The sequence below is a fragment of the Bradyrhizobium sp. 41S5 genome, from assembly GCF_011516665.3.
GTDB classification, from domain to species: Bacteria; Pseudomonadota; Alphaproteobacteria; order Rhizobiales; family Xanthobacteraceae; genus Bradyrhizobium; species Bradyrhizobium quebecense.
Genome location: NZ_CP083721.1, coordinates 8,401,273 through 8,416,329 on the forward strand (window position 1 = coordinate 8,401,273; position 15,057 = coordinate 8,416,329).

Annotated in this window: 14 protein-coding genes and 2 pseudogenes; 5 read left to right on the plus strand and 11 right to left on the minus strand. The window is 65.0% G+C overall.

Annotation, left to right across the window (positions count from 1 at the left end; genetic code table 11):
• The first annotated feature begins 81 nt into the window (after nt 1–81).
• Complete coding sequence (locus HAP47_RS40215; RefSeq protein WP_173640012.1) at nt 82–720, plus strand: GntR family transcriptional regulator; 639 nt, start codon at nt 82–84, stop codon at nt 718–720.
• A 106-nt stretch (nt 721–826) separates the two neighbouring features.
• On the opposite strand, the gene greA is transcribed toward HAP47_RS40215, so the two are convergent.
• The 4 genes and pseudogenes from greA to HAP47_RS40235 all read right to left on the minus strand — a co-directional run bounded on the left by greA (nt 827) and on the right by HAP47_RS40235 (nt 7,313).
• Nucleotides 827–1,309 carry a transcription elongation factor GreA gene (gene greA / locus HAP47_RS40220; protein WP_173640011.1) on the minus strand — a complete coding sequence of 161 codons (483 nt, stop codon included), beginning with the start codon at nt 1,307–1,309 and terminating at the stop codon, nt 827–829.
• Between the two features lie 129 nt (nt 1,310–1,438).
• Nucleotides 1,439–4,584: pseudogene (locus HAP47_RS40225) on the minus strand (efflux RND transporter permease subunit).
• Nucleotides 4,581–5,816: an efflux RND transporter periplasmic adaptor subunit gene (locus tag HAP47_RS40230; protein ID WP_231168687.1), complete on the minus strand. Its 1,236-nt coding sequence runs from the start codon at nt 5,814–5,816 to the stop codon at nt 4,581–4,583. The pseudogene HAP47_RS40225 and the gene HAP47_RS40230 overlap by 4 nt, the downstream one beginning before the upstream one ends.
• A 363-nt stretch (nt 5,817–6,179) precedes the next feature.
• A complete protein-coding gene (locus HAP47_RS40235) occupies nt 6,180–7,313 on the minus strand; it encodes a hypothetical protein (RefSeq protein ID WP_173640010.1) in 1,134 nt (377 codons plus the stop codon).
• Between the two features lie 582 nt (nt 7,314–7,895).
• Here HAP47_RS40235 and HAP47_RS40240 point away from each other — a divergent pair.
• The gene (locus HAP47_RS40240) at nt 7,896–9,050 is read left to right on the plus strand and encodes a helix-turn-helix transcriptional regulator (RefSeq protein ID WP_231168689.1); all 1,155 of its coding nucleotides are present in this window, start codon (nt 7,896–7,898) and stop codon (nt 9,048–9,050) included.
• Nucleotides 9,051–9,053: 3 nt separating this feature from the next.
• On the opposite strand, the gene HAP47_RS40245 is transcribed toward HAP47_RS40240, so the two are convergent.
• Nucleotides 9,054–9,824, minus strand: coding sequence for a dienelactone hydrolase family protein (locus tag HAP47_RS40245; protein WP_173640008.1), 771 nt, complete (start codon nt 9,822–9,824; stop codon nt 9,054–9,056).
• 218 nt (nt 9,825–10,042) lie between these two features.
• Between HAP47_RS40245 and HAP47_RS40250 the strand changes: the two genes are divergently transcribed.
• The 3 genes from HAP47_RS40250 to HAP47_RS40260 are packed head-to-tail and all read left to right on the plus strand — an operon-like array spanning nt 10,043 to nt 11,532.
• Entirely contained in the window at nt 10,043–10,348 is a 306-nt protein-coding gene (locus HAP47_RS40250; protein ID WP_173640007.1) for a hypothetical protein, read from the plus strand.
• A 13-nt stretch (nt 10,349–10,361) separates the two neighbouring features.
• Complete coding sequence (locus tag HAP47_RS40255) at nt 10,362–11,003, plus strand: glutathione S-transferase family protein (RefSeq protein WP_173640006.1); 642 nt, start codon at nt 10,362–10,364, stop codon at nt 11,001–11,003.
• A gap of 7 nt (nt 11,004–11,010) precedes the next feature.
• Nucleotides 11,011–11,532 carry a DUF1697 domain-containing protein gene (locus HAP47_RS40260; RefSeq protein WP_173640005.1) on the plus strand — a complete coding sequence of 174 codons (522 nt, stop codon included), beginning with the start codon at nt 11,011–11,013 and terminating at the stop codon, nt 11,530–11,532.
• Nucleotides 11,533–11,666: 134 nt separating this feature from the next.
• Here the strand turns inward: HAP47_RS40260 and HAP47_RS40265 are convergent, their stop codons facing one another.
• The 6 genes and pseudogenes from HAP47_RS40265 to HAP47_RS40290 all read right to left on the minus strand — a co-directional run bounded on the left by HAP47_RS40265 (nt 11,667) and on the right by HAP47_RS40290 (nt 15,052).
• Nucleotides 11,667–12,905, minus strand: coding sequence for a threonine ammonia-lyase (locus tag HAP47_RS40265; protein WP_173640004.1), 1,239 nt, complete (start codon nt 12,903–12,905; stop codon nt 11,667–11,669).
• Nucleotides 12,906–12,971: 66 nt separating this feature from the next.
• Entirely contained in the window at nt 12,972–13,121 is a 150-nt protein-coding gene (locus tag HAP47_RS40270) for a hypothetical protein (RefSeq protein ID WP_176396248.1), read from the minus strand.
• 89 nt (nt 13,122–13,210) lie between these two features.
• Nucleotides 13,211–13,366 carry a response regulator gene (locus tag HAP47_RS40275; RefSeq protein WP_224943765.1) on the minus strand — a complete coding sequence of 52 codons (156 nt, stop codon included), beginning with the start codon at nt 13,364–13,366 and terminating at the stop codon, nt 13,211–13,213.
• 54 nt (nt 13,367–13,420) lie between these two features.
• Nucleotides 13,421–13,831 carry an aminoacyl-tRNA deacylase gene (locus tag HAP47_RS40280; protein ID WP_231168691.1) on the minus strand — a complete coding sequence of 137 codons (411 nt, stop codon included), beginning with the start codon at nt 13,829–13,831 and terminating at the stop codon, nt 13,421–13,423.
• 199 nt (nt 13,832–14,030) lie between these two features.
• Nucleotides 14,031–14,198: pseudogene (locus HAP47_RS40285) on the minus strand (magnesium-protoporphyrin IX monomethyl ester cyclase); the annotation flags it as partial.
• Between the two features lie 113 nt (nt 14,199–14,311).
• Nucleotides 14,312–15,052, minus strand: coding sequence for a di-trans,poly-cis-decaprenylcistransferase (locus HAP47_RS40290; protein WP_173640002.1), 741 nt, complete (start codon nt 15,050–15,052; stop codon nt 14,312–14,314).
• Nucleotides 15,053–15,057: the final 5 nt, after the last annotated feature.

Sequence of the window (15,057 nt, forward strand, 5' to 3'; positions counted from 1 at the left end):
TATATTATCTATGATCTTAGAGTTAGACTGATGCTAACCGAGCCAGATGGGGGACGCACCCGTTTTTATGATAGATAATCTATGACTAGTGAGGGCGAGAACGTGACGACCGCCGGGCGCATCGCCGAAGCGATCGGCGAGCGCATCGTCAGCGGCGCGTTGCCGCCGAACGCCCCGCTCCGCCAAGATCACGTCGCGCGGGAATTCCATTCCAGCCACGTCCCGGTGCGCGAGGCGTTCAGACGATTGGAGGCGCAGCATCTCGTCGTTGCGGTGCCCCGTCGCGGGGTGCGGGTAGCTCCGCTCGACACCGGATCGGTGAAGGAGATCGCCGAGATGCGCGCCGCGCTGGAGGTGGTCGCGCTGCGCAATGCAGCTGCCAGATACACGTCGGCCCATCTGGCACGGATCGAGCTCGCGCTGATCGAGGGCGACAACGCCGAGACGGTTCAGGATTTCGAACTGGCCAATCGCGCCTTCCATCACGCGCTGGTGGCGCCTTGCGCGATGCCGCGTCTGCTCGCCAGCCTCGACGGCCTGCAACTCGCCAACTCACGACTGGTGTTCGCGATGGCGCGCAACGCCGGCTGGCGGCCGCGGCCGAGCCAGGATCATCGCGTGATCCTGCAGGCGCTGCGCGCGCGCAACATCGAGCAAGCCTGCAGCCTGCTCGCGCGGCATATTCAGACGATCGAGCGGCTCGCCCTGCCGGCGGCGTAATCGGGATCTGGTTGAACTGGCAACCGCGAAGACGCTACGCTCCCTCTCCCCGTTCCTGCGGGGCGAGGTGAAGCGGGACTTGCCGCTCGATCCCAGTCACCTTGCTTTAGGCGATCGCCACGATCTCCAGCTCCTGGGCGCCCGAGCCGACGACGTCGCCCACGGCTTTGCCCATCAGCGACCTCGCCACCGGCGACACGAAGGAGATCGAGCCGGCCTTTGGATCGGCCTCGTCCTCGCCGACAATGCGATAGGTCTGCACGCGGCCATCGGCGCGGCTGAACGTCACGGTGCTGCCGAAGGCAACGGTTTCGGTCGAAGCCGGGTCAGGCACCACCTGCGCGGTGCGGAGCCTTTCCGTCAGATAGCGTGTGTCGCGCAACGGCACGGCCGACTGCCGCCGCCGTTCGTTGACGTCGTCGAGTTGCTGCGCGGTCTCGTAGGCCTCGCGTGCCTCCTGGAGCTGGCGCTCCAGCGCTCTGCGTCCTGCTTCGGTCACCAGATTGGGATGCGGCGATATGGGGCGGTCCGGCAACAACGTTTCGGACGCGGTCTCGGCACTCTCTTCCTTGGTAAAGGCAACGCTCAATCCGGAACTCCATCGATGGGCGGGTAGTATAGCCCCGCCGCACCCGCGCCGCTAATGCGCGATGGGATTAGACTGGATCGTCATCGCAGATTAGCTCGTTGTTCACGCATGATCCTTTCGGATCATGCGCTAATGCGACGCCGGCTGTTCCGCCTTGCCCCGACGACCAAACCGGTTCTTTACACCCTCGCGCCAGCCCTGGAAGGTGACAAACAGCATCGGTACCAGGAAGATGCCGATCGAGCTCGCGGCCAACATGCCGCCGAACACCGCGGTGCCGACCGCACGGCGGCTGATTTCCGCGGCACCGGTCGCGACCACCAGCGGCACCAGGCCGAGGATGAAGGCGATCGAGGTCATCATGACCGCGCGGAAGCGCATTTGCGCGCCCATCGTCGCGGCCTCCGTGATCGGCTTGCCGGCCTCGCGCTGCTCCTTGGCGAATTCGACGATCAGGATGCCGTTCTTGGCGGCGAGCGCGATCAGCACCACGAGGCCGATCTGGCCGTAGAGATCGAGGTTGAGGCCCGCGAGCTTGATGCCGAGATAGGAGCCCAGCACGCCGACCGTGACCGACAGCAGCACCGGAATCGGGATCGTCCAGCTCTCATACAGCGCCACCAAGAACAGATAGGCAAACAGTACCGCGAGCGCGAGGATGATACCGGTCTGGCCGGAAGCCGCCTGCTCCTGATAGGCCGTGCCGGTCCATTCATAGGAATAGCCAGAAGGCAGCGTCGTCTTGGACAGGTCGGCCATCGCCGCAATCGCGGTGCCCGAGGACACGCCCGCCGCCGGCTGCCGTTCACCGTGACCGAGCGATAATTGTTGTAGCGCGTAATCACCTGCGGGCCGGTGACGATCCGCAAGCTTGCGATCGAGCGGATCGGCACCATCTCGCCGCCGGTGTTACGCACATAGATCTGCCAGATGTCGGGGATGTCGCCGCGGTCGGCCGCATCGCCCTGCACGTTCACCTGCCAGGTGCGGCCAAACAGGTTGAAATTGTTCACGTAGATGCCGCCGAGCGTGGCCTGCAGCGCGGTGAACACGTCGGCCATGTTGAGGCCGAGCGCCTGCGCCTTGGCGCGGTCGATATCGAGATAGACCGATGGGTTGGTCGCAGTGAAGGTCGAGAACACGCGGGCAAGATTTGGATTGCGGTTCGCGGCGCCGATCAACCCACCCATCACGCTGCTGAGGGCAGCCGGATCCTGCCCTTCCAGCGCCTCGAGCTGATATTCAAAGCCGCCGGAGGTCGAGAGCCCGATGATCGGCGGCAGGTTGAACGGCAGTACCGAGGCCGAACGGATCTGCGATCCCGCGATGAAGGTCTGCCGGATCGCGGCCTGCACCGAGTCGGTGACGGCCTTGCGATCGGCGAACGGCTTCATGCGCGCCACCATGAATGTCGAGTTGGGCTCGCTGGCGCCGTCGAGCAGCGAGAAGCCGATGATCGACAGCACATGGTCGACCGCCGGGTTCTTCTTGAGGATCGCTTCAACCTGCTTGGTCACCTCGCTGGTGCGCGCCACCGACGCGCCGTCAGGCAGTTGCACCGCGATGAAGAACGCGCCCTGATCTTCCTCGGGCAGGAATCCGATTGGCGTGATCTTCGACACGCCGAACACCGCGCCGGCAAACACCAGCACCGCGACCAGCGACAACACCGCCACGCGGACCAGCCGTTGCACCACGCCGGCATAGCGGTCGCGGACCCAGTCGATGCCGCCGAGCACCCGTCCCATGATGCCGCGGCGCGGCCCGCCGTGACGCAGGAACACGGCGCACAGCGCCGGCGACAATGTCAGCGCGTTCAGCGCCGAGATCACCATCGCGGCGCTGATCGTCACCGCGAACTGGCGGAACAGCGTACCGGAGATCCCGGGAATGAACGCAATCGGCACGAACACCGAGAGCAGCACCAGTGAAATCGCGATGATCGGCGCCGTGATCTGCGCCATCGCCTTCTTGGTGGCGTCGGCCGGCGATAGCTCGGGCTCCTCCTCCATGACGCGTTCGACGTTCTCGACCACGACGATGGCGTCGTCGACGACGATGCCGATCGCCAGCACCATCGCCAGCAGCGAGACGGTGTTGGCGGAATAGCCGAGCGCCAGCAGCACCGCGAAGGCACCGATCAGGCTGACCGGAACCGCGACCGCAGGGATCACGGTGGCGCGCAGATTGCCGAGGAACAGGAACACCACGATCACGACCAGCACGAAGGCTTCGCCGAGCGTCTTCATCACCTCCTTGATCGTATCGGAGACGAAGGTCGTGGAGTCGTACTGCACGAGGTAGGTCAGCCCCGGCGGGAACCGCTCCGACAACTTCGCAAGCGTGGCCTGCACGGCCTTGGCCGTGGTCACGGCGTTGGCGCCGGGTGCGAGATAGATGCCCATCGGCACACCGGGATTGCCGTCGATGCGCGATTCCGAATCCATGTTCTGCGCGCCGATTTCGACGCGGGCGACATCCCTGATCCGCAGCACCGATCCGTCCGGATTGGCCCGTAGCACGATGTCGCCGAACTGCTTGGATGTCGTCAGGCGGCCCTGGGTCTGCACGTTGAACTGGAATTGCTGGTCGTTGCTGATCGGACGCGCGCCGATGCGGCCGACCGGCGCCTGCACGCTCTGGGCACGGATCGCGGCGATCACGTCCGACGGCGCCAAATTGAGGCTGGTCAGACGCTGGGTGTCGAACCAGATCCGCATCGAATAGTTCAGCTTGGCGAACAGCGAGGCCTGTCCGACGCCGGGCGTGCGCGAGATTGCGTCCAGCACGTTGATGATGGCGTAGTTGGTGATGAACAGCGGGTCCTGCTCCCCGCTCTTGCTGTAGAGCACGATGAACTGCAGCACCGCCGAGGATTTCTTCTGCACGGTCAGGCCCTGCGCCTGCACCTCGGTCGGCAATTGCGCGAGCGCGCTCTGCACCCGGTTGTTGACGTTGACGGTGTTGATATCGGGGTTGGTGCCGAGCGCGAACGAGACCGTCAGCGTGTAGCTGCCGTCATTGCCGCTGGTCGACTTCATGTAGAGCATCTTGTCGACGCCGACGACCTGCGCTTCCAGCGGCTGGGCGACGCTCGATTCAACGACTTCGGCCGAAGCGCCGGGGAACACGGCGGAGACCGTCACCTGCGGCGGCACGATGTCCGGGAACTGGGCGACAGGGATTTGCATCAGCGCCAGCGCGCCCGCGATCGTGATCACGAACGCGATGACGATCGCAAGCCGCGGACGATCGACGAAGACAGCGGAAATCATGGGTTATTGCCCGTCGATTTCGGCGTGCTGCTGGCGCCGCCGTCCGCAGAAACCTTCATGCTCGACTGGATCAGCGCGCTGGCGGGCCCCGGCGCGACCACCTCGCCTGGCCTGACCTTCTGCAACCCCTCGACGATCACCTTGTCGCCGAGCGCGATGCCGTTCGTCACCGCGGCAATCGTCGATGTCGATTGCCCAAGCTGGATCCGCTTTTGCTCGGCCTTGTTGTCCGCGCCGACGACGTAGACATATTCACCCTGCTGGTCCGACAGCACCGCCGAGCGCGGGATCGCCAGCACCTCGACCGGCTGCACGCCTTCCAGCAGCACGGTCACGAACTCATTGTCGGTCAGCTCGCGGACCGCGCCACCGGCTGCGACGGATGTGTACGTCGACGGGTTGGGGATGGTGCCGCGCAAGGAGATGGTGTCGGTGTTCTGCGCGATGGTGTTGTTGACGAAATTCAGCTCGCCGACCTTGTCGTAGAACCGGCCGTCGGGCAGGCGCACCCGGATGACCACGGCCTTGAAGCCGCCGCGCGTCGCATAGCGTTCGCGCAGATCGAGCGCCTCGCGCACCGGCACCGGGAACGTGACATACATCGGGTCCTGGCTCACGATGGTCGTCAGGGTTCCCGAGCTCGGCGTCACGACGTTACCCTCAGTGACTGCGGTGCGTCCGATCCTGCCGTCGATCGGCGAGTGGATCTCGGTGTAGTCGAGATTGATCTGGGACAGGTCGACCTGCGCCTGTGCGGCCTGCACCTGTGCCTCGAGGCTCTGTTGATTGGCGACTGCGGCGTCGACGCTCGATTGCTGGCCGGCCGGTCCGCCGAGCAGCGATTTGGCGCGGTCGGTGGTCAGCTTCGCGTTGACCAGCGTCGCCTGCAACTGGGCGACCTGCGCCTTCTTCGATGCCAGGTCGGCCTCGAACGGGCCGCGCTCGAGTTGATACAGCAGGTCGCCGGCCTTGACCTCGGCGCCCTCGACGAAGCTCCGCTTCTCGAGAAACGCCGTGACGCGCGCCACCACGTTGACGCGATTGGGGGCCTCGATGCGTCCCAGAAATTCATTGGTCTCGGTGATCGGCCGCTTCACCGCCTCGAACACGCCCACGGCAGGAGGCCCGGGCGGTCCCGCTTGAGCATGGGCCGCCGAAATCCCCAGAGCCGCCAATCCCGCCGATACCACAAGCCCTGCCAATCCACCGAGCATTCGTTCCGTACCACTCATGCTGTCCAACCCTTCGTCTACTAACAAGCTCTACGACACGGATATGACGTCGAGTTCCCTCAGACCGCAGAAAGTCAGGATGGGCAAGGTGCATCACAGGAGATCATAACGCGGCCAATCCGACAATCCTGTAACCTGATCGCCCCGTTTCGCTGATCCCGGCAACAGGCAGCTTGGAGAAACCTCGCGACGCTGCGATGCCATGGCGATGACAACCATGCCGTCGGCCCGGGGCACGTCGCGGGCGCCGAGAGCTCTCATGAATGTGACCTGCGAAAGCGTGACCTGATTGAAGTCAGGCGCGGGTGCTTGCGAGGCGGAGCAGGCCCAGAGGCGTATGGCCGCGAGGGTGGCGGCCGTCCCTCACAAAGCGATCGCATTCTTCAAACGCGACGTCTCTTGATAGGTCGGCGACGCCAGATGGCCGTACAGCCATGGCCTTGCGCGCTTGCCGCTCGCCTCGTGCACGCCGTCGAAGACGTCCATATCGATCAGATGCGGATGGGCCGATGATGTATAGACGGCCTGCATTTCCGCGAACTTCTCATCCCGCCCGAGCTCGATCGCGTTTGCAGCATCGCGGCTGCCAATCTCGACGAACAGCGGACACGGACAGAACAGATACGCCAGCTCCGCGCCGGTGTACTTGGCGCGGCTGTTGGCGAAATGAATGTAGGCTGCAAGTTCGATGCCGAGGTTCTTGCTGATGGCGGACGACGTCAGAAACTTCTTCTCGTCACGCATATATCCGGAGGCGACGGTCGGCCGCATCCGCCCAGTAGCCGCTTCCAGATGCAGCGCGAGAAAGGCGCCCGAGGACACCCCATAGACGCCGACATTCAGACCGGACGCTCCGGTCAGCTTCCGGCAGACGGTTTCGCCGGCGTCGATCGACGCGCACGATACGTTGTGCGCGGAGACGCCATGGGATGCCAGCATCGCGGCGATGTTGTTCTGGCTTTCCTGATTTCCGATCTGAACGATGTAGGGACACCACACGACATAGCCGTCCTGGCAGAGCTGCTTGCCGAGCGCGTTCATGTAGTCCTTGTCGGCATCATCGAAGCACCGCTCCGGCGTGCTCGCCATGCCGTGGCCGAGCAGGATCAATCCCTTGAACGCGCCGTCGGGAATCCCGAGACATCCGCGCACCGGCACGCCGCATTCCAGATCGAATTCGACCTTCACGACCGAGAATCCATCCGCGGTGCCGCGCCAGAGAATCCGGATCTCGTCGTGCGACGGTCGATACAGCCGCCGCTCCCGAAACAGCGACCGCATCTCCCTTCGGATGTCGGGGCCGGTGGCGACTGCGCGCAGCTTTCCTCGCGTCGCGATATCGAAGAACGACTGGCAGAACGTATCGTAGCCCAGCGCCGGCAGATCGACATTCGCGCATGATCCCTGGCAATGACTCAGCGTCAGCGTGTTGCCGGTGACCGACGAGGGCCCGACCAGCGTCATCAACAATCCCGAAAGCGCCCTGCGGCTGATCATCGGCCCTCCCCCGAGCCGACGATGGCTCGACTGAATGTCGCAAGATGGCCGCCTAGCAGGCGCGACAAGTCGCGCGGATACAAATTAAAGGATGTTCATGGTCGAAAGAACGCAAGCAGCGTTGCAAACGTGTGACGCTTGCGGGCCACGCGCCGAAGCAATTTACGCCGAATGCGTTTCGAAACGCTTCGGAGCTATTTCTGACTGTCACGCGAGTTAAATTTCGCCACACGCGGCGATGATCGGCGGTCTTGATCATCAGCTCTTGATCTTCACGTCTTGGGCCTGACCTCGGTGAGCTTGGCATCGGCGGCCTTCGGCGCGTCGCCAAAATCGAGCTTCTTCGGAAGCCTATCTGCACGTTCAGCGCTCTGGGCTGGACCGCTTCGGGTTGCATCACGATGCGGCGCATGTTCGGCAAGACCGGCGTGTTCTGCGGGCGAGGCCCTCCGCGCCCGTGCGAAAACCGCGACCGAGCCCGGCGAGACGCCGTAATTCCCCGTGACGCGCGGCTGACGCGCACCGGGATAGCCCGGACTCGTGGCTCGGGCTGAATTGCTTTACGCAATATTTTCGAGGTCGATGGGTTTATCTATTGGGCAGCAGTATTTCCTGGAAGGGCCGATGGCGAACGACCTGCACGAGCATCTGATTGAACTGGCCTATGAGGCCGCGGTCGTCCCCGAGCTTTGGCCGAATGTGCTGCATCAGGTCGGCGGCATCGCGCGGGCGCGCGGTATCGTGCTGCTGACGGCAGCCCCGCACGACGTCCGCTGGGTCGCATCCCCCGACATGCACGACGACACGGTTGCCTATGTCGAAGGCGGCTGGCACGAGCGCAACGGGCGGTTGCCGCGCCTGCTGGCGGCCAACCATGCCGGCTTCCTGCGCGACATCGACGTGTTCGATACGCCCGAGGAAGTGCAGCAGGATTTCCAGATCCGCGAATTCTTCCGTCCGCGCGGGCTCGGATGGGGCGCCGGCACCGCGATCCCGGTACCGAGCGGCGACGTGCTGATCTATAGCGTCGAGCGCGAATACCAGCACGGACCGATCGAGCGGGAAGCGATCGAGCAACTCGACGCGCTGCGCCCGCATCTGGCGCGGGCGGCGCTGCTGTCGGCGCGGCTTGGAATGGAGCGCGCCAGGGCGGCAACCGAGTCGCTGGCGATGCTTGGACTGCCCGCGGCGGTGCTGTGGCGCGGCGGCCGTCTGATGACGGCCAACACGCCGTTCGACCGCCTGGTGCCCGACGTGATGCAGGATCGCACCGATCGCCTGACGCTGGCGGCAGCTACCGCCGACGCGCTGTTCGCGCAGGCAGTGGCGGCGCTCGATCAGGGGCTCATCGGCGTCGAGGTCCGCTCGGTGCCGATCGCGGCACAAGACGATCGGCCGCCGCTGATCGTGCATCTTGTCCCGATCCGGGGCGCCGCGCGCGATCTGTTCGACCGCGCGCTGGCGATCGTGATCGTGACGCCGGTGGTGCCATCGGAGGTGCCGACCGCGGAAGTGCTGCAAGGCCTGTTCGACCTGACGCCGGCCGAGGCGCGCGTCGCGCGCGGCATCGGCGAAGGACGAACCGTCGAGGCCATCGCCGTCGCATTCGGCATCTCCCGCGAAACGGTGCGCAACCAGCTCAAGGCCGTGCTGGCGAAGACCGGGCTTGGCCGACAGGTGGAATTGGCCGGACTGCTCGCGGGCGCCAAGGTGCCGCCGGGTTCGTCTGCCGACTGAGACTCAAGCTGCGTTCAGACGGGCCTGGAAGAAACCGGCAACACGGTTAACCGCATCGGCGGTCATTGGATCATTGTCCGCGAAGTCGAAGCCGTGCGCCCTGCCCGGATATCGGACGATCTCCGCCGCGGCGCCGACCGACTTGCCGAGCCGGACCAGCGCCTCACCGCTGGCAAGCGGCACGTTGCGGTCGGCCTCGCCGTGCAACTCGATCATCGGCGGCAGACGCTTGACCTGAGGCGCGATCTTGTCGGGCATGCCGCCGTACAGCACGGCCAACGCGGACACCCGCTCGTCACGGGCCGCCGCGGCCGCGGCAACGTAGCCGCCAAGCGAAAAGCCGAGCAGTCCGATCCGGCCGGAACTGTCCGAGCCCGACAGCACCGCTGACGGCACCGACGAGACGCGCGCTGCCCAGGCATCGAAGCGCCCGGTCTCGTAGGCCTCGCGGGTTTCGCGCGTGGTCAGTGTCCTGAATGCCTGCTCGTCGGCTGAGGTGTAGTATCGAACGAAATAAGCGTCGATGCCGTCTGCCGTCAGCGCTTTGGCATAACGCTCATAGGCCTGCGGCCTGAGATCGAATCCGCGCGAGCCGTGCAGGACCAGCACGGCCGGCCGCTTGCCGGTGCGCCCGGAGGCAAAGCGGTTGAGCGTGACAGGGCCTTGGCCGGCATCGACAGTCAGCGTCTCGGCGGTTACCGCCGCAAGCGAAGGTGGTGATGCCGCCAGCAGCGCAAGGCCACCAAGCAGGCTCCGTCGGCTGATTGCTAGCATCGAAACCTCGATTGGATAGCACGGCCCCCGGCCGGGCCGCGCCGCTATATCATGCCGAACCGCACGCCCGATAGAGCGTGCAACCATCCACCGGGCCACGCCCCTCGGGGCATCGCAAAGGATCGCATGTTCAAACGGCGCGGGTTGCGCTAGTGATACCTCCCCTCCTCCCACCGTGCGCCCACCCCGGCGCACGCCCAGTCAATGAGTGTATCTGAATGGCCGAAGCCGACCTCGACGCCGTCATCCGGCAAACCGCAAGAGCGCAGACCAAGGCCGTGATGGCGGCTGCCAAGAAGCGCCAGGCCGTCTGGGTCGCGCGCGCCGCCAAGGCCAAGGACAAGGAGACCAAGGCGCGCTTCCGCTTCCTGGCCAAGAGCACGATCCAGAACGCGACCGCTACCGCCAAGCGGTTGCAGAATTCCGCGGAAAACGCCGCCGACGCCTATGCCCGCGCCATGAAGAAGGCGATGGAAGAGCCGCCGCCGGCCAGCAAGCCTGCGAAGAAGAAAGCGGACGCCTAGTTAAGGAGCGCGCATGCTCACCGTTCACCATCTCGGCAAGTCGCAATCGGAACGGATCGTCTGGCTGTGCGAGGAGCTTGCGATCCCCTACGAGCTGAAGCACACCACGCGCGATCCCGTCACGATGCTGGCGCCGGCCGACTACAAGGCGCTGCACCCGATCGGCGCCGCGCCCGTCATCACCGACGGCGCCCTGGTGCTGGCCGAATCCGGCGCGGTCGTCGAGTATATCGTCGCAAGATACGGCAATGGACGGCTGACGCTGACATCGGACCATCCCGACTTCGCGCAGTTCCTGTACTGGTTTCACTTCGCCAACGGCACGCTGCAGGCGCAGATGGGCCGCAGCATGATCCTGAACCGGCTCAACCTCGCGGCCGACGATCCGATGCTGGTTGCGACCAAAGCGCGGGTCGACCGGTCGTTCGATCTGATCGAGGCTCGGGTGCGCGACGCCGAATATCTCGCGGGCGAGGCGTTCACGACGGCCGATATCATGATCGGCTTTTCGCTGACGACGATGCGCTATTTCCTGCCCTACGACCTCGGCCGCTGCCCCAACATCAGGAATTATCTCGGCCGCATCGCCGCACGCCCGGCCTATCAGCGCGCGATGCAGAAGGGCGATCCGGGCATGGCGCTGCTGCTGACGTGAGATCGTGATGCCGCGTTATGTCGCCTTGTTGCGCGCGGTCAACGTCGGCGGCACCGGCAAGCTGCCGATGACCGAGTTGATGGCGATGTGCGTCGACGAGGGATTTACCGACGTGCAGACTTACATCGCCAGCGGCAATGTCGTGTTCTCCTCGAAACTCGGCGCGCCTAAGGTCAAGGCCGCGCTGGAGAAGCGCCTGCACGCCTATGCCGGCAAGCCGGTTGGCGTCGCAGTGCGGAGCGCGGACGAGATCGCCGCGGTGCTGAAAGCCAATCCGTTTCCGAAAGCGCCACCGAACACGACGGTCGCGATCTTCCTCGACGAGCCGCCGCCCAAGGATGCCTTGAAGGACATCAAGGGCCATCAGGACGAGCAAATGCGCCTCGGCAAGCGCGAGATTTATGTCGCCTATGGCAGCGGCATGGGCCGCTCGAAGCTGAAGATCCCCGCCGCCGCCAACGGCACCGCGCGCAACCTCAACACGATCGCGAAGCTCGCCGAGCTGGCGGCGAAGGACCCGTCATCCTGAGGTGCGAGCCACTTCAGCGAGCATCGAAGGATGAATCGTCCACCAAGCCGGGCCGTGCATCCTTCGAGGCTCCCTCCGCTCGCACCTCAGGATGACGGGTTAGGTGCTTTGACTCGCGGATAGGAGCAGCGTCGCTAGCTCTCCCGCACCGCGAATCCTTCGGCGCCGAGCCTCGTCAATACCTCTTCCAGATGGGCGCGGTCACGGGTTTCGATCACGAGTTCGAGCAGCGTCGCCTTGGCCGGCAGGTCGGAGAAGGTGCGCTGATGCGAGACCTCGATAATGTTGGCGCCGGCGTCCGCAAGCAGGATCGACACCGCCGCCAGCTGGCCGGGCCGATCGACGATGTCGAGCGCCAGTTGCGTCAGCCGCCCCTCGCGCGCCAGCTCGCGGGTCAGGACCGAAGCGATCAGCCGGGTGTCGATATTGCCGCCGGTGAGCACGAGGCCGACATTGCGGCCGGCAAAGCGGCCGGGTGCCGCGAGCACCGCCGCGAGGCCCGCGGCGCCGGCGCCCTCGACCACCGTCTTCTCGATCGAGATCAGGGTCGCAACCGCACGCTCGATCTGATCCTCGCTGACCAGCACGATGTCGTCGACGAGATCGCGGACGATCCTGGTGGTGATTTGCCCGGGCGCCTTGACCGCGATGCCCTCGGCAAGCGTGTCGCCGCGCATCGGCAGGTGCTCGCCTTTGACGGCATTGTACATCGACGGATAGAGCTGGGCCTGCACGCCGACGATTTGCACCGACGGCTTGATCGCCTTCGCCGCCGTGGCGATGCCCGAGATCAGCCCGCCGCCGCCGATCGGCACCACCAGGATATCGAGCTCCGGGACCGCCTCGAGCATCTCGAGCCCGATCGTGCCCTGTCCGGCAATGATCAGCGGATCGTCATAGGGATGGATCAGGATCAGGCCGCGCTCTGCGGCATGCGCGCTGACGAACGCGAAGCATTCCTCCAGCGTCTGCCCGGTGATGATGACCTCGGCGCCGTGCCGCCTGGTGTTCTCGATCTTCACCATCGGCGTGCCTGTCGGCATCACGATGGTGGCGGGGATGCCGAGCCGCTTGGCGTGATAGGCGACGCCCTGGGCGTGATTGCCGGCCGACATCGCGATCACCCCGCGCTTGCGCTCTTCGGGGGACAGCGCCTGCAGCCGGTTCAGCGCACCGCGCTCCTTGAAGGTCGAGGTGAACTGCAGGTTCTCGAATTTGAGGAACAGGCGGCAGCCGCAGATCTCGCCCAGCGTACGGCTCTCGTTGCACGCCGTGACCATGACCGAATCCCGGATCACGTCGGCGGCACGGCGCACGTCGGCAAGGGTGACGTCAGCAGGAGTTACGGCGGTAGGATCGGAAGGATGCGGCATCGGGTTTCGCTTTGGACCGTTTCGTCAGACGGAACCTAGCGTGTTTCGGCGCCGAAAACGACCGCGCTATCGTGCGGTCAATGCCTCTTCCTCCGGCTTGGCCGGCCCGGCCAGCTCGCTCTCATCGCATTTGGGGCAAACCAGCGCGGTCCGGAAATGCTTGTCGAGCACAATGGTGCGCGTCCTGCCGCACCGGCAGCGCATCGGCTTGTCCATGGAAGATCGACCCGGGTTCGAGATGCAAGGAAAGCGTGCGCTTAGCTATCCCGGTCCGGTTAACCCAATATGACGTGCCGCTGGAAAAATCAGAAGAAGCCCGCACTGAGATCGAGGCCATAGCTCGCCCTGAGCACCGCGACGAACAGGACCGCGAAGCCGAACAGCAGGACATGCCGGGCGATGCTGCTCCGAAGCGAATTGGCCGGAAACACGCGTGCGATCGATTGAGCCAAAGCAGTCATTTGCGACCTCCAGAGCCACGTCCCGAAGGTAGGTCGCGCGCAGACCCATGAGGTTCAACGCGGCTCGCGGAACGGCCGGCGGCGCACCGATGCGCTCGGCTCCGGGTTACGCTGTGGCCGTGCCCTGTTCCTGAAGCGGTGACCGACCACGATCAACCTGCCTTCTTCGCGGATCGCGGCCTCGGCCAATGGCGCAGGCGGCAGATTGTCTTGGGTGACGGCTTCCAGCGCGCGCAGGCACTCACGACCGGCCGCTGTGATCTCCCAGCCTTCGGCGTCACGCAGCACGTAGCCATTGCTAAAGATGTCGAGTTCGGGAACCCGCGATGCGAGGCGCTTGATCCGCGCATGCCAATCGTCGCCGCTCGACGAGAGAATAGCGAGGTCATGCTTGAGTGAATCGAGCGTGGCTCTGCCGCTGACGTGACTGGCCAATATTTTTAAGATCGCAACCTGTATGCTCAACTCGACGCCTCGACCGCCACGGTTCTTTTTGTTCTGCGCAGCCGATCCGGAAATTATCGCGCTGATGACTCAGGCGTCCAGTCATCAGCGCCAGTTATCCAGAGACGGCATGACGGTATCGATTTACGCTGCGTGTGACGTGCCGACGCGGCGCTCGGGCCGCTGCGACGACATCGGCTCCTCTTCCATATCCTGGGGCGATGGCAGTCAGCGGCATCGGCCCGAACTCGGCATCGAGAGGACGGACTTCATGTCCGTCGTTGATCAGGGGACCGCCGATCGACAGCAGCCCGCGCGGCGGCAAATGATCGTCGGGAATCCGGCTGCCGATCGCCGGATGCGGCACGTTGATGAGAAGAATGCGCATGGATGATCGCTCCCGCTTTGGTTGGCGTGATCGTTCGTCCCCGCATCTTGTGTAAGAGAGCCCAACCCCCCGGCCGGGCTTCAAGAAGAAAGCAGTTGGCGCGACTTCACGCGCTAGAGGTTCGGCATCTCCGCCGCTGCGATCGCGGTCAGCCCGCCGAAGCGGCGCTCGCGGCGATGGAACGAAGAGAGCGCGTCGGCGAGATCGTCGGCATCGAATTCGGGCCACATTCGCTCGGTGAAGTGCAGCTCGGCATAGGCGCCTTCCCAGAGCAGGAAGTCCGACAGCCGCTTCTCGCCCGAGGTGCGGATGATCAGGTCGACGTCGCGCAGACCGGCTTCGCCGGTGATGAGATCGGCAAAGGCCTCACGGCTCAGCGGGCCCGCACCGGCCACGCGCACGGCGGCGTTCAGGATAGCGTCGCGGGCCGAATAGTCGACTGCGATGCGCAGATGCAGCGTGGTGCCGTCGACGGTCGCGGCCTCGGCGCGCGTGATCGCCGCGGCGATGCCGTCGGGCAGCCGGTCGCGGCGGCCGATCACGGTGAGACGAACGCCGTTGCGCACGAGGGCTGCGATCTCGTTGGCGAGATAGAACCGGAGCAGCCCCATCAGCGCCGTGACTTCGGCCTTCGGACGGCGCCAATTGTCGCTTGAGAACGCGTAGAGCGTCAGCGTGCCGACGCCCTGGTCCGGTGCGGCCTCGACGATGCGGCGGATCGCCTCGACGCCCGCCTCATGTCCGCGCAGGCGCGACAGGCCGCGCCGTGTCGCCCAGCGGCCGTTGCCGTCCATGATGATGCCGACGTGGAGCCGTCCGGCTACCTCCGGCTTGAGCGCGACGTTACTTTGCATCACAA

Excerpts from the sequence above, each read along its gene's own strand:
- HAP47_RS40215 (WP_173640012.1), top strand. The coding sequence starts at position 82 with ATGACTAGTGAGGGCGAGAACGTGACGACCGCCGGGCGCATCGCCGAA.
- HAP47_RS40230 (WP_231168687.1), bottom strand. The coding sequence starts at position 5,816 with ATGAGTGGTACGGAACGAATGCTCGGTGGATTGGCAGGGCTTGTGGTA.
- HAP47_RS40235 (WP_173640010.1), bottom strand. The coding sequence starts at position 7,313 with ATGATCAGCCGCAGGGCGCTTTCGGGATTGTTGATGACGCTGGTCGGG.
- HAP47_RS40240 (WP_231168689.1), top strand. The coding sequence starts at position 7,896 with ATGGGTTTATCTATTGGGCAGCAGTATTTCCTGGAAGGGCCGATGGCG.
- HAP47_RS40245 (WP_173640008.1), bottom strand. The coding sequence starts at position 9,824 with ATGCTAGCAATCAGCCGACGGAGCCTGCTTGGTGGCCTTGCGCTGCTG.
- HAP47_RS40250 (WP_173640007.1), top strand. The coding sequence starts at position 10,043 with ATGGCCGAAGCCGACCTCGACGCCGTCATCCGGCAAACCGCAAGAGCG.
- HAP47_RS40255 (WP_173640006.1), top strand. The coding sequence starts at position 10,362 with ATGCTCACCGTTCACCATCTCGGCAAGTCGCAATCGGAACGGATCGTC.
- HAP47_RS40260 (WP_173640005.1), top strand. The coding sequence starts at position 11,011 with ATGCCGCGTTATGTCGCCTTGTTGCGCGCGGTCAACGTCGGCGGCACC.
- HAP47_RS40265 (WP_173640004.1), bottom strand. The coding sequence starts at position 12,905 with ATGCCGCATCCTTCCGATCCTACCGCCGTAACTCCTGCTGACGTCACC.
- HAP47_RS40270 (WP_176396248.1), bottom strand. The coding sequence starts at position 13,121 with ATGGACAAGCCGATGCGCTGCCGGTGCGGCAGGACGCGCACCATTGTG.
- HAP47_RS40275 (WP_224943765.1), bottom strand. The coding sequence starts at position 13,366 with ATGACTGCTTTGGCTCAATCGATCGCACGCGTGTTTCCGGCCAATTCG.
- HAP47_RS40290 (WP_173640002.1), bottom strand. The coding sequence starts at position 15,052 with ATGCAAAGTAACGTCGCGCTCAAGCCGGAGGTAGCCGGACGGCTCCAC.